Here is a 14,032-nt window from a genome sequence, read left to right on the forward strand (position 1 = left end):
TATGGATCCCAATGCATTGAAATCGGAATTTCCGATCCTTCATCAGGATATTAACGGTCATCCGCTCGTATACCTAGATAATGCGGCAACGACACAGAAGCCGCGTTCGGTTATCGAAGCAGTCAAACGTTACTACGAATGGGACAATGCTAACGTTCATCGTGGTGTTCATACGCTAGGCTCACGAGCAACAGATGCTTATGAAGGTGCGCGTGAGAAGGTCGCTCGCTTCCTCAATGCTGCATCTACGCGTGAAATTATTTTCACTCGGGGAACAACAACAGCATTGAATATCGTAGCGACAGGTTATGCGCGTCAGATGCTCCGCGAAGGTGACGAAATTGTCATTACTCCGATGGAGCATCACAGTAACCTCATTCCTTGGCAGCAAGCTGCCAAAGCAACGGGCGCTACGCTAAAATATATTCCCTTGCAGCCGGACGGGACTATCACCTTAGAAGACGTAGAAGCAACGGTGACAGAGCGCACGAAAATCGTCTCCATTACGTATGTCTCCAACGTTCTAGGCACGATTAACCCGATTGCGAAGATTGCGGAGATCGCTCACCGTAAAGGTGCGATCATCGTCGTAGACGGAGCGCAGAGCACTCCACATATGAAGGTCGATGTGCAAGCGTTGAACCTGGACTTCTATGCCTTCTCCGGTCACAAGATGTGCGCACCAACAGGAATCGGGGCACTATACGGGAAAGCACAATTGTTAGAACGTATGGAGCCTGTTGAGTTCGGCGGCGAAATGATCGATTTTGTCGAGCTCCACGATTCCACTTGGAAGGAGCTTCCTTGGAAATTCGAAGGTGGAACGCCAATTATCGCAGGTGCGGTAGGTCTTGGAGCAGCCATTGATTTTCTTGAGCAAGTTGGACTTCACAATATCGACCAGCATGAGAAAAAGCTTACCCGGTATGCTATGGAGAGGCTATCCAACATTGAGGGTTTGACGATATTCGGACCACGTGAAGAGCGTGCAGGATTAATCACCTTTAATCTTGGAGATGTTCACCCTCATGATGTCGCAACCGTACTGGATACGGAGGGCATTGCCGTTCGAGCGGGTCACCATTGCTGTCAGCCGTTGATGAGATGGTTAAACGTGAGTGCTACGGCAAGAGCTAGCTTTTATTTATACAATACCGAGCAAGATGTCGACCGTCTGGCCGAATCGCTGGTTAAGACAAAGGAGTTTTTCGGTTATGAGTCAATTGGATGATTTGTACCGTCGTGTTATCATGGATCATTATAAAACGCCGCGTAACCGCGGCGAGCTAGATGAAGGCTCCGTTACGGTTAACTTGAACAACCCGACATGTGGTGATCGTATCTCCTTACAGCTTCAGTTGGAGGATGGAATCGTTCGGAACGTCAAGTTTACCGGTGAAGGTTGTTCCATCAGCATGTCATCTGCTTCAATGATGACTGAAGCTGTGATGGGCAAGACGGCTGAAGAAGCCGTTCAGCTAGCGGATAAGTTTTCTGCTCTGATGAAGGGTGAGAATCCAGACTTTGGGGATTACGAAGATGTAGAAGCCTTGTCTGGTGTTAATAAATTTCCTGCACGGATTAAATGCGCGACATTGGCTTGGAACGCGCTTCGCAAAGGCGTAGAGCAGGGCAAAGGCAAGCATGAGGATACAGAAGAATAAACAAGGAGGTTGACGATTATGGCTAAGCAAATGCCCGATATGGAAGAGTACAAGTACGGGTTTCGCGATGAACATAAGGCTATTTTCCAATCCGGTAAAGGCTTGACGGAAGAAATCGTTCGCACGATTTCGGAGATGAAGGGTGAACCGGAATTTATGCTTAAATTCCGCTTGAAAGCATTGGAGCAATTCCGTAAGATGGAAATGCCTCAATGGGGTGGAAACATGGATGATCTGGATTTCGAAGAGATCCAGTATTATGTGAAGCCGTCCGAGCGACAAGGGAAAACATGGGAAGAAGTACCGGAAGAAATCAAGGCAACATTCGACAAGCTTGGTATTCCGGAAGCAGAACAGAAGTTCCTTGCTGGTGTATCCGCTCAGTATGAATCTGAGGTTGTATACCACAGCATGCAAGAGGATCTGGAGAAGCAAGGTGTTATCTTCATGGATACTGACAGTGCAATCCGTGAGCATCCAGAACTGTTCAAGGAATATTTCGCTACCGTTATCCCACCAACAGATAACAAGTTTGCTGCATTGAACAGTGCGGTATGGTCCGGAGGCAGCTTTATCTACGTGCCTAAGGGCGTACAATGTACGGTTCCATTACAAGCTTACTTCCGTATTAATTCCGAGAATATGGGTCAATTCGAGCGTACGTTGATCATCGCCGACGAAGGCAGCTCCGTACACTACGTTGAAGGGTGCACAGCGCCTGTATACAGCACGAACTCACTTCATAGTGCAGTTGTTGAGATCATCGTTAAGAAGGACGCACGCGTCCGTTACACGACGATTCAGAACTGGGCGCCTAACATCTACAACCTTGTTACAAAGCGTGCGGTTGCAGAAGAGAACGCGACGATGGAATGGGTTGATGGTAACATCGGCTCTAAGCTGACGATGAAATACCCAGCGGTTGTTCTGAAAGGCCGTGGAGCTAAAGGTATGGTTCTTTCCATCGCAGTTGCTGGTAAAGGCCAGCATCAAGATGCTGGAGCTAAGATGATTCACTTGGCACCAGATACGAGCTCAACGATCGTTTCTAAGTCGATCTCCAAGCATGGCGGTAAAGTTACGTATCGTGGTCTTGCATCCTTTGGACGCAACGCTGAAGGCGCGAAGTCGAACATCAAGTGTGATACTCTTATCCTTGATGATCAGTCAACAAGCGATACAATTCCTTATAACGAGATCATGAACGATAACATTACGTTGGAGCATGAAGCAACTGTATCCAAAGTATCAGAAGATCAATTGTTCTATCTGATGAGCCGCGGACTTACAGATGCCGAAGCGACGCAAATGATCGTAATGGGCTTCATCGAGCCATTCACTAAAGAACTTCCAATGGAATATGCGGTTGAGATGAACCGTCTTATTAAATTCGAGATGGAAGGCAGTATAGGTTAAGCTTACGGATGAGGGATGGCGTATGACCGTACCCCTTCGGATGCAAGGATTAGGTAAAGGTAACAAGTAATCAATCGCCTGGAGACTACAGTTTCCAGGCTTTTTTTGTTATAGGTAAGGGAACATTTCCTTACCTTATCTTTCTTCGATTATGCATACTTGAAAGTGCTAATCCAATAAGTATAAAGACCAAGAGGATAAAAATAACAAGTACAATTAAGCCAACAACTGAAATGCCCATTTAATCACCGTCCTTATGATGTTTAGATTTCAAAAAAACCCCGCCAACCTCAAATAGCTTGGCGGGGCACATAAGCATTCTTTTTCATATTCTCGATTTAAGGGTGAGGTAATAATACTTAGTAGCCGTGGTGTCCGGCTTTTAAGATGATAACCAACAGAATGAAAAGAACAAGTACGAATGCAGCTGCTTGCATGTATATCACCACCAATGTAAATTGTGAATGTTTATCACATTAATAGTTTATGTAAGGATAAGCATACCGTCAGTACTTCCACCTAGAATTAATGAATAATCCGCGAATGTATCGCCATCTCTCAGGGGCTTCGGCTGGCAGTTTTTTAACACTTAATCTTATAATATGACAAACATCCCCGCTGTATGGTCTGCGGGGATGTTGATTTTTGCGAGTCTGTTTACAAGAAATCTCGGAAGCCTCTTCTAAAGAAAAAAGGTGACTCAAATCGTTCGAATGGCTCAAATGGTTCAAAACGTTCAAATGGTTCAAAGCGTTCAAAGCGTTCGAAGGGCTCAAAACCGAATCCAAACGGAAAAAATGCATTTGTACGCACAGGTTTTACGGTTTTAAGCTTTCTTGTACTTGTAGGGACATTCTTCTGATTTTTATTTTTGTTTGAGTTTCTGTGAATAGATTTTGTTTTCAGATGTTTTTTTGGAACTGCCATATGTTCACCACCTTCCTACAGATTCCCATTCGTATTATATGAATGGAAAAGCATACCGTCAGTGCATTCACACAGGTCCATCAGTAATCCGCATATATACAATAAATACTATGGGATCCGAATAATTGGGTTATTGATATTATAAGAATTGAACCATAAAGAACAAGATATTACTTATGCGCGTCCGAGTTTCTCGGATACGCATTTTTTTTCTATTTAAGTCCATAATAATAGCTGTTATTTACCGACACTTATGAAATATTTGCAGGGGGTTATAGGTTTGGCATGGAAATTAAGCTCAGCACTGATGCTATCGTTTGCAGGTTTGTTGTTAACAACGGGATTTACGGTTCAGCCAGTCAATAAGACACGAAAGGACTACGAAGCGACCGGGGATATTGTCTGGGAAGTACCTATGAAAGAAAAACTAATTGCTTTAACCTTTGACGATGGCCCTAGTCCAAGAACAACACCTATGATATTGGATTTGTTAGCTCGTAATGAAGCTAAGGCTACATTTTTCGTAGTCGGTAAAAGAGTTGAGCAATTTCCAGACGTGATCAAGCGAGAGGCATTGGAAGGACACGAAGTTGCGAATCATACATATAGTCATATTTATTTTAACCGTCAGGTAAGTGCGGTTAAAATTACAGATGAGCTTGCGCGAACACAAAAAATGATTACGGATCTAACAGGGCAAAATTGTCAGTGGTTCCGGCCGCCGGGCGGTTTTTTTAATGATAAGGTTATTTATACGGCGAGGAAGAATGGATATACATTGGTTCTGTGGTCTTGGCATCAGGACACTAAGGATTGGAGTACGCCAGGTGTAGATAAAATCGTAAATAAAGTACTGAATAACCTGAGGAACGGGGATATTGTCTTATTGCATGACCATATCAATGGCTCCTTACAAACTGTACGTGCTCTGGAGAAAATATTGCCTGAATTGAAGAAACGAGGATACACAATGGTCACTGTTACTGAATTGCTGCGCCACAAAAAGCCGAAAACACAATTAAGTATAATCGAGGAGACGAAACGTCATCCTATTGGAAAATAACAAATCTGAGGAAGGTGGGGACTCATTGTTATGAAGCGAATGCGCAACATATTTATATCACTGATGCTCGTCTTAATGTTGTTGACTGGCTGCGGGAATCAGACGGGCAACACTATGAAATCAAGACAGTATACCAGTCCGGTGAAAGTACAGTCGAATGGGAAAAGCGCGGCAGATTTGACGGAGGGCCGTCATATTGTATCCATTCATCAACTTCAAAACACGGCTTATGTATCTTTGGATGACCTCACACAAGCAACTGGTTATCATGGGGCTTGGCTTCATGATGGTACTTATGGGGTAGGGGATTATGATGCTGTGTGGGTATTCAGAACAGGGCAAGCCTCGGTGTCGGTCGCTGGAAAGAAGGTTCAAATGCCTGCAGCGGCGATCAAAGAAGGAGACAAGCTCTTCATGCCTGTTTCCGGATTGAAGAAGCTGTTCGGTGATGTTACGGTTTTCACTGTGGAAACGGATGATGTGGCTTTCTTTCCGAAACCGTCGCCTAATGAAACAGGAGTAGCCGGTCAACACCTGGACTTCTCCGACGCAAAGCCTACGAAGCCAGCAATGGCAAGATTAGCAGCAGGTGGCGAAGCAGATACGGCACAAGAGCAATCCGTATTAACCTTTGCTAAGAAGTTTCTAGGAATTAAATACGTGTTCGGTACAGGCACATACGAGCAAACAAAAAGCTTTGATTGCTCCTCATTCACTCAGTATGTATTCAACCAATTTGGGATCGAATTGCCGAGAGTAGCGAGGCAGCAAGCAGAAAAAGGGAAATATGTTGAACGGGATAAACTTCAAATCGGCGATTTGCTGTTCTTCTATGTTCCAGGGCGATTCAAGAGTAATGAGGCGGTTGGGCATGTTGGTATTTATATCGGTGACGGGAACATGATTCATGCATCTCCCAAACCGAAGGATGGCGTTCAAGTGACTCCGATAAACAAAACCTATTGGAAGGACACTTTCCTATACGCTAAGAGGTTTTTGTGAGGTTATGAAAACAGGCAATTCCCAAATGCTTTGGGAATTGCCTGTTTATTTTACATATGAACATGATTGATTTCTTGATTTCGTTGTATGGATAAATCAATAAACTGATCCCCAACTTGAACAAGTGGGCGGAAAAAGTCTGTGGGATGCGTCATGACGATCGTTCCGGATTCCCCTGTCGTAAGCTCAACCCTCTTGCCAATGAAGTTGGGCAACATATGACGAATAAATGTATGGGTGATATCAGGGTCAAGCTCCTGGAAGCTCAGATCGTACATTTTTCGCAAGACATGCAGTAAATCTTTTTTTTCACGGTACACTCGCGAAGAGATCATAGCGCTATATACATCTGCAACGGCAACCACTTTGGCCATAGGATGAATATCTTCTTTGCTGAGTCCATTGGGGTAGCCTGTGCCATCCATACGCTCATGGTGCTGCAAGGCAGCTAAAGCAATGGAAGGATCTCCGAATGAGTTCTTCAGAATATCGTAACCAAACTGAGGATGATTTTTGATTTCATCAAATTCGTCATCCGTTAGCTTGGTAGGCTTGTTCAAGATGGCTTCAGCAATTTTACATTTACCGATATCGTGTAGAAATCCTGCTTTACCTGCAATGACGGTTTGTTCTTCGCTCCAACCTAACCATAGTGCTATGTAATAGCTGAGCATGCCTACCTGGACAGAGTGCTGGTAAGTATAATCGTCTTGACTATTAAGCATGAGCAGTAAGGATACGACATCTCGCTCTGTACGAAAATTATCGACAAGAGGCTGGAAGCTTTCTTTAACATCACCCTCGTAGATACGTCCTTCTATTAGAGCACGTTCGAACAATTGCTCTGCTCCAGCAACAGCGTCTTGATAAAGAGGTCGAAGTAAAGGATTGTATGTAGGGGCAGGTTTATCTTCATTGACGATGGTTGGCACATCTCCGATACGCCACTCTATCTCAATATAGTCTATTTGGTGCTGAAACAACCTTGATAGTTCTTTCTCATTTAAGATAGTTCCTTTGGAAAGGACATGTAATCCGAAGGAGTTGAAGGTATCCTCAGATAATTTGTCTCCGGATTTCACGTCGGTTATGTGAATTCTCATTTGGCACCTCGACAAGATATTCGAATGTTCGAGCGATTTCGATAAAAAAATCTATTAACTTCTATGCTACCAACTAAAGCGCTTACTTGCAATAAGATAGTTTATCGAATTTCATAATATTTGGAATCGGCTTCTGTAAAATTAATCTCCCATTAGCTGCGTATAGGTACGTCTTGCGAGATGAGGGTCGTCAGTGCCCATGACAAGAGCACGGCCATCCGTGAAGAGCAGGAATGTAAGGCTATCATTTAAGTGAACACGTAACGAATATGGGTTTGTTTCGGTGTGCCCGGCTTTGCTCAGCCGCAGTTCGAGCGATTTGAGATCAAGCCTTAAGGGGCGAGCAGGTGACACCTGGACAGTGTTCCTTCCGCACAGGGATGCCGTCATCGTCTCCTGTTGAACATCGTCGTCTAGAATTTCAAATTGATGTTGCCCGCATACAGGACATGAGGGCTTGCGGGCTCCCGTAATCGATAAAGATTGCCATTCATGGTGCCACAGATCGATTTGAAGAAGAGAGCTGTGAAGTGCTTCATGCTGACCAGTCAACAGCTTTAGCGCCTCCATGACCTGGATGGAGGCGATTGTATCCACGATAGGGGAAAGTACACCCGCTGTCTCACAAGTGTCCAACGAACCTCCGGCTGGAGTTTCGGGAAATAGACAACGTAAACAAGGCGTCACTCTAGGAATGATCGTAAAGCTCATTCCGGATGCCCCGACTGCTCCGCCGTATATCCAAGGGATACGATGCTTTACACTGAATTCATTGATCAAATATCTGACTCCGAAATTGTCAGAGCCATCGATGATAATATCTGCGCCAGACAGTATAGTCTCTGCATTATAGGAAGATAGGTCCGCAACTTGAGGAATAATAGTAATGTCGCTGTTAATTTTCATTAATCGAGCAGCAGCAGCAATCGCTTTCGGAGTTGCTGTTTCGGCATCCCTCTCATCATAAAGCAGCTGGCGTTGTAAATTGCTTCGGTCCACAATGTCTCGGTCGATAAGGGTTAGCGTGCCAACGCCCGCACGTGCAAGATGGTTGGAGATCACGCAACCGAGCGCTCCAATGCCAACGATAACTGCATGTGCTTGTAATAGCTTCGCTTGTCCCTTTTCTCCAATAGCCGAAAATCGGACTTGTCTAGCATATCGGGAGTCACTGCTTAATGAAGTCATTTTTCAAATCCTCCTGACTCATCCATCGAAGCCAATGGATCCCAAGGTCCTAATTGATGACCTTTCCATTCCGTACCGTCCTCGTATATTTCCTTCTTCCATATAGGCACCTTTTGTTTCAAACGTTCAATCGCATACCGACTTGCTTCGTATGCCCCTGCTCGATGTGATGAGGATACTGCGATGACAACGCTTATTTCCCCTATTCCCACGGTTCCAATACGGTGTGAAATCGCGCATAGTGTGCTTGGCCAGCGCGCAGAGATTTCTTCTCCAATTTGGGAGAGGGCAGCTTCAGCCATCGGAACATAAGCTTCATATTCCAAAGTTACGGTTCTTTGGCCAGCCGTCCATTCCCTGGTCGTCCCAACAAAAGCAATCGCGGCACCATGATCCGGGTGATAAACTTTGGATAATATATGATTTACCTCGAGAGGACTTTCGGTAATGATATAACGCTTGTCCTCTATTGTTAATTCATTGCAAGGTAAGGGTTGGTCAGAACCACCGGACACGGGAGGTAGCATCGCCAGCTCGTCCGTGTAGTTGATGAGGGTCTCATCATGAGCATAAGCTTGGTTCTGCGCCACGAAACAAAGGGATAGAATAGCTGCATGGTCAGAATATTGACGGGCTAATCGAGTTTTTATTTGTCCTGCTGTTAATTGGGGTTCATCCCAAGCCAATTGCAAGGTACGAGTACCTAATCGTTCAGCAAGCCCTGCGAATAAATAAATTTTCCAATTAAATGTCATTTGCATGTACAACTTCCTTCCGTGAAACATCAAACAAACCCGTTCAAGCATACCATATCGCTTAGGAAAATGTTATGCTGTAAGGACACGAAATAGGCATTCGAGGAGTGGGCGGATATGCCAGAATTACTAGATAAATTCGGAAGACGGCATACCTATTTGCGAATTTCTGTAACGGATCGATGTAATCTGCGATGCTTATATTGCATGCCCGAAGAGGGCATGGTATTTATGGATCAAGACAAATTGCTATCCTATGAACAGATAATCGAAGTCGCGGAAACTGCGGTTAAGCTCGGCATACATAAATTCAGAATTACCGGCGGTGAGCCGCTCGTAAGACCCGGTCTTGAACAATTAATTGCTGGAATTTCTGCATTGCCAGGTGTGGATGACATATCGTTGACAACGAATGGTTTGCTGCTAGCCTCACAGGCAGCCAAGTTAAAGAAAGCTGGGCTAAAGCGAGTTAATATTAGTTTAGATACGATGGATGCTACCCGATTCAAGTTTATTGCGAGACGTGGAAATCTTGACAAGGTGTGGGAAGGCATTGAAGCGGCGATCGAGGTAGGCTTAAGCCCGATAAAATTGAACTGCGTGCTATTAAAGGGAGTAAATGAAGACGAAATAGGACGCTTCCTTAAGCTGTCGATGGAGCAGCCGATGCATATCAGATTTATTGAATATATGCCAATCGGACATGACGATAAGGGTTGGCGAGATCATTATCTACCGCTCTCCAAGGTGTTAGAAGTAGCGAATCATTTGGGTTACGTGCTTAAGCAAGATGAGGGGCCAAAGGGTAGCGGTCCTTCCGAAAATTGGCGGATCGAGGGTGGAGTGGGGACTTTTGGTCTCATTCATCCGATCAGTGAGCATTTCTGTAAAAACTGCAATCGGCTGCGTCTCACAGCTGATGGCCACATCAAGCCTTGTTTATATTGGGTTGATGAATTAAATGTCAGGCCGGCGTTTGGCTCGCAGGAAGCCATGGAGCAGTTGTTCCTCAAGGCGATGGATATTAAACCGGAAAACCACGAGATGGCAGCATTGCTCGTTGGAGATAAACAAAGCCATGTGCCGACGGAGCGGCGGATGTCGCAAATCGGTGGTTAGGAGAGAAGAAATTTGTCCTTTATCAAAAGCCCGATGACCGAACCTAATGTGACGCTTACCCTCCTTCATACAAATGACATACATAGCCATTTCGAAGAAGCTTGTCGAATTGCAGGTTATTTTGCGGACGTTCGAAGCTGTATTAATCCTGATAAGCTGATTGTCGTTGATTGCGGGGATTTTCTAGATCGGGCTCGGATGGAAACAGAAGGTACAAATGGGGATGTGAACAGAGCAGTCGTTGAAAGCATGGGTTACGATGCCGTCCTGCTAGGGAACAACGAAGGTTTAAGTTATACCCCAGTAGAACTAGACAGGCTATTCACAGGAATGTCAGTCCCTGTTGTCTGTGCAAATATGGTGCGTAATGAATCGAAGCTCCCCCCCTCTTGGATGATTCCTTCTATGATTATTGAGAGATCTGGTATTCGAATCGGATTCATCGGTTTAACCGCCCCTTTTAACGATTATTACGATCTACTGGGCTGGGATGCATCGGATCCGATGGACACTTTGCAAACGGAAGCAGCTCGACTTCGTCCAGAAGTGGATGTGTTAATCGTATTGTCCCATCTTGGCTTGCGCAACGATGAGAAAATCGCTGCTACGATAGAAGGGATCGATCTTATTTTAGGCGGTCACACCCATCATCTTCTGGAGGTTCCTCTTCAAGTCGGGCAAACTGCGATTTGTGCTGCTGGCAAGTTTGGATTTTATGTTGGCCATTTGGAGTTGGAATTCGGGGTGGACAACAAGCTGATTAGGGTTACCGGTGGATGTAGATCAACGGATGATTTTCCTCATCATGTTGAGCTTGACAATCTCATAGAAGCTTATCGCAAGCAAGCTAGACAGAAGATGAATCGGCAAATTGCGGAATTAACAGAGCCTTTACATACGCAGCATAACAGGGAATCCCCATTACCTACGTTACTCGCTTGCGGAATTCGGCATCTGACGGGTGCTGAGATTGGACTTGTGAATGCGGGTCAGCTACTGAAAGGTCTCCCTATAGGCAAGGTAACCGAAGAGACAATTCATTCCATATGTCCTTCGCCGATTAATGCCTGCACGATCAAGTTAAGTGGAAGGTTAATTGTTAGGACATTAGAGGAGAGTTTATTACCGGAATTTCAAGATCTTAGTATTCGTGGATTTGGCTTTCGAGGAAATGTACTAGGGATGTTATGCCTTGATGGATTGGAGGTTAGGGTTGATCTTGACCAAGCGCCGTATCGACGAATTGTTGAAGTCAAAGTAAACGGGGCTATTCTCGATGAGGATAAGATCTATTCTGTGGGAACGCTGGATATGTTTACATTCGGCGTAGGTTATCTTGGGCTTAAGTCAGGACATGATGTACAATACTTCCTTCCAGAATTTATTCGTGATGTATTATCTGATGCTCTAAATGATGAGCAATGGATCAAAGATTGTAAAGTGCCTCGTTGGCGGTTTGAAGGACACCTATAGAATGTACAATCCATTCATAGTGGGGAGTGAACAATTCATATGCTGCACTGGTTTGATTCTATTATTCTTGGGATTGTTGAAGGATTAACAGAGTTTCTACCCGTATCCTCTACAGGACATATGATCTTAACCAATAAGCTACTAGGTTATGAAGAAACACCCGAACAGCTCAAGACCTTCGAGATTGTGATCCAGTTTGCTGCTATTTTAGCTATTGCTCTTGTTTACCGACATAAAATCCTGCAAGTATTCGGAATCGGCAAGCAGGAAACCGTTCGAGGGCTTTCCGTTGATTCTTTTCCTCGGCGACGTCTTAATCTCATTCACGTGGCGTTAGGCATCGTTCCTCCGTTAGGTATTGCCTTCCTATTTCGCGACTATATCAAGGAAATTGGATTTCACACTGCCCCCGTTTTATGGGCTCTCGTCGTCGGCGGGATCTATATGTGGGTGACTGAAATCCTATATGATTCGGGTAAAATCAAGAAAACAGCACACACAATGGATGATATATCCTACAAGCAAGCACTATTGATTGGTGTACTGCAATGCGTATCGGCTGTTTGGCCGGGTTTCTCACGATCGGGTTCGACCATTGCGGCAGGTATGCTTGGCGGGGTTAGCTATCGTGCATCCGCTGATTTCTCATTTTTCATTGCTATTCCGATTATGACGGTTGCTACGGGATATGAGGTGTTAAGCAACCTGGACAGTTTCCGTTCTGGCGATATCGATCTTGGGTTTTTGTTATCTGGCTTTATTGTTTCTTTCCTCGTGGCTTGGGTTGTCGTCATCGCTTTCCTAAAAGTTCTGCAGAAGCTTAAATTAAAGTACTTCGCATGGTATCGTTTTCTAATTGCAGCTATATTCTATGTATTTATTATGTGATAATATTCTTTTTATGATGAATGATGTCGAAATTTGTGGAATTATCATTTTTTTTATTGAAAAATCTCTTTAATATAAATGAAAGATTTCCGATGTTAAGAGAAGGGGGATGTCAATTTACTTACCCGTAATGGACATATAGAAGGAGGAAATATGACGAAATGCGCATGATGCCGATTGCTTTAAGTCGGCCGGGCATGAAACTGGCCAAAAAAATTTACTCCGATGATGGTATTGTTCTATTGGCTGAGGGGGTTGAACTGACATCGTCGCTTATACGTCGATTAAGTGAGTGTGGAATTAGTTTCATTTACATTCAGGATGCTAAAACAGAAGGTATAGTCGTGCCTGAACTGCTAAGTGACGAAACCCATCAACGATCGATTAAAGAGATACGCACGACTTTTCGTGAATTCGTCAATCAACCACGTAAAAATAATGCCAGTACTTATCCGTATGTCGGTCGCAAAATGAGGGATGTCATGAACCTCATTATGGAGGACTTGAGCAATAGTAAGGACGCCATGATCATGTTGACGAACTTGCATACGGTTGACCATTATTTATATAAACATTCGCTTAATGTTTGTGTGTACACGACATTGCTTGGTATGGCGCAAGGTTATGATCATGAAAAATTGATTACACTTGGACTTGGAGCTTTGCTGCATGATATTGGAAAGACGCAAATATCTATGGAAGTACTATTGAAGCCAGGTGCACTGTCAGAGTACGAGTTCGCTGAGATGAAGCGTCATACCGAACGAGGCTATTACTTACTTAAAGATGAGCCTAATATTCCGTTGTTAGCCGCTCATTGTGCTTACCAGCATCATGAAAGAATAAATGGCTGTGGTTATCCTAGAGGGATCAAAGGTGACCAAATACACGAATATGCGAAGTGGATAGGCATTGTGGATTCTTACGACGCCATGACGAGTCAAAGGATATATCGAAATGCGATGCTTCCTCACCAAGCTGTAGAGGCTTTGTATTCGGGTAGCGATATTTTATACGAAACTTCAATGCTTCGGTTATTCAGAGATAAAGTTGCCATCTATCCTGTTGGCTTATCGGTTAAGCTTAATACGGGGCAAAGTGCAATCGTCTGCGATATCAATTCGACGTGCGCGCATCGTCCTGTTATCAGAGTGCTGACTGACGAATACGGGGTTGAGTTAAAGGCACCATTTGATATGGATTTGTCCACAAATCTGAGCGTTCTTATCTCGAAGATTGAGTTGGGCGCAGATGGAGTGCCGGCATAATCACAAATTCAGCTGTCCCATTGCAGTGCTTTTCCTGCGTATGGGGTCAGCTTATTTTTGTGTGATATTTGTTTTTATTGCGCTCGACCATTACAATAAAAGGAGTACAAATGATAGAGGACGACTTTTCGATTCCTCTAAATGGAACGTAACAGAAGACAGGAGT

13 protein-coding genes are annotated in these 14,032 nt (G+C 44.3%); 9 read left to right on the forward strand and 4 right to left on the reverse strand.

What is annotated here, in order from left to right; genetic code table 11:
• Position 1 precedes the first annotated feature (1 nt).
• Genes M1K58_RS00290 through sufB form a run of 3 tightly spaced genes read left to right on the forward strand, consistent with a single transcriptional unit; the run spans position 2 to position 3,080 of the window.
• A complete protein-coding gene (locus M1K58_RS00290) occupies positions 2-1,231 on the forward strand; it encodes a cysteine desulfurase (protein ID WP_256756675.1) in 1,230 nt (409 codons plus the stop codon).
• Positions 1,215-1,664, forward strand: a complete 450-nt coding sequence (sufU, locus tag M1K58_RS00295; protein ID WP_256756676.1) for a Fe-S cluster assembly sulfur transfer protein SufU — start codon at positions 1,215-1,217, stop codon at positions 1,662-1,664. The genes M1K58_RS00290 and sufU overlap by 17 nt, the downstream gene beginning before the upstream one ends.
• Before the next feature lie 18 nt (positions 1,665-1,682).
• Complete coding sequence (gene sufB, locus M1K58_RS00300; RefSeq protein ID WP_256756677.1) at positions 1,683-3,080, forward strand: Fe-S cluster assembly protein SufB; 1,398 nt, start codon at positions 1,683-1,685, stop codon at positions 3,078-3,080.
• A gap of 657 nt (positions 3,081-3,737) precedes the next feature.
• On the opposite strand, the gene M1K58_RS00305 is transcribed toward sufB, so the two are convergent.
• Entirely contained in the window at positions 3,738-4,007 is a 270-nt protein-coding gene (locus M1K58_RS00305; RefSeq protein WP_256756678.1) for a hypothetical protein, read from the reverse strand.
• 280 nt (positions 4,008-4,287) lie between these two features.
• Here M1K58_RS00305 and M1K58_RS00310 point away from each other — a divergent pair, with 280 nt between their 5' ends.
• Together M1K58_RS00310 and M1K58_RS00315 are read left to right on the forward strand one after the other, a co-directional pair.
• Positions 4,288-5,070: a polysaccharide deacetylase family protein gene (locus M1K58_RS00310; RefSeq protein WP_256756679.1), complete on the forward strand. Its 783-nt coding sequence runs from the start codon at positions 4,288-4,290 to the stop codon at positions 5,068-5,070.
• Between the two features lie 30 nt (positions 5,071-5,100).
• Positions 5,101-6,072, forward strand: a complete 972-nt coding sequence (locus M1K58_RS00315) for a C40 family peptidase (protein WP_256756680.1) — start codon at positions 5,101-5,103, stop codon at positions 6,070-6,072.
• A 50-nt stretch (positions 6,073-6,122) separates the two neighbouring features.
• Here the strand turns inward: M1K58_RS00315 and M1K58_RS00320 are convergent, their stop codons facing one another.
• From M1K58_RS00320 to M1K58_RS00330, 3 genes are all read right to left on the reverse strand, one after another.
• Positions 6,123-7,175, reverse strand: coding sequence for an HD-GYP domain-containing protein (locus tag M1K58_RS00320; RefSeq protein WP_256756681.1), 1,053 nt, complete (start codon positions 7,173-7,175; stop codon positions 6,123-6,125).
• Between the two features lie 141 nt (positions 7,176-7,316).
• Positions 7,317-8,363 (reverse strand): ThiF family adenylyltransferase, encoded by a 1,047-nt coding sequence (locus M1K58_RS00325; RefSeq protein WP_256756682.1) that lies wholly within the window; start codon positions 8,361-8,363, stop codon positions 7,317-7,319.
• Positions 8,360-9,118 carry a molybdenum cofactor biosynthesis protein gene (locus M1K58_RS00330; RefSeq protein WP_256758176.1) on the reverse strand — a complete coding sequence of 253 codons (759 nt, stop codon included), beginning with the start codon at positions 9,116-9,118 and terminating at the stop codon, positions 8,360-8,362. The genes M1K58_RS00325 and M1K58_RS00330 overlap by 4 nt, the downstream gene beginning before the upstream one ends.
• A 117-nt stretch (positions 9,119-9,235) precedes the next feature.
• Here M1K58_RS00330 and moaA point away from each other — a divergent pair, with 117 nt between their 5' ends.
• The 4 genes from moaA (at position 9,236) to M1K58_RS00350 (ending at position 13,866) form a co-directional block, all read left to right on the forward strand.
• Complete coding sequence (gene moaA, locus M1K58_RS00335) at positions 9,236-10,237, forward strand: GTP 3',8-cyclase MoaA (RefSeq protein ID WP_256756683.1); 1,002 nt, start codon at positions 9,236-9,238, stop codon at positions 10,235-10,237.
• 12 nt (positions 10,238-10,249) lie between these two features.
• Complete coding sequence (locus M1K58_RS00340; RefSeq protein WP_256756685.1) at positions 10,250-11,710, forward strand: bifunctional metallophosphatase/5'-nucleotidase; 1,461 nt, start codon at positions 10,250-10,252, stop codon at positions 11,708-11,710.
• Positions 11,711-11,749: 39 nt separating this feature from the next.
• On the forward strand, positions 11,750-12,598 hold the full coding sequence (locus tag M1K58_RS00345) for an undecaprenyl-diphosphate phosphatase (protein WP_256756686.1): 849 nt from the start codon (positions 11,750-11,752) through the stop codon (positions 12,596-12,598).
• Positions 12,599-12,759: 161 nt separating this feature from the next.
• A complete protein-coding gene (locus tag M1K58_RS00350) occupies positions 12,760-13,866 on the forward strand; it encodes an HD-GYP domain-containing protein (RefSeq protein WP_256756687.1) in 1,107 nt (368 codons plus the stop codon).
• Positions 13,867-14,032 lie beyond the last annotated feature (166 nt).

Source organism: Cohnella sp. WQ 127256, from assembly GCF_024519285.1.
Lineage (GTDB): Bacteria > Bacillota > Bacilli > Paenibacillales > Paenibacillaceae > Cohnella.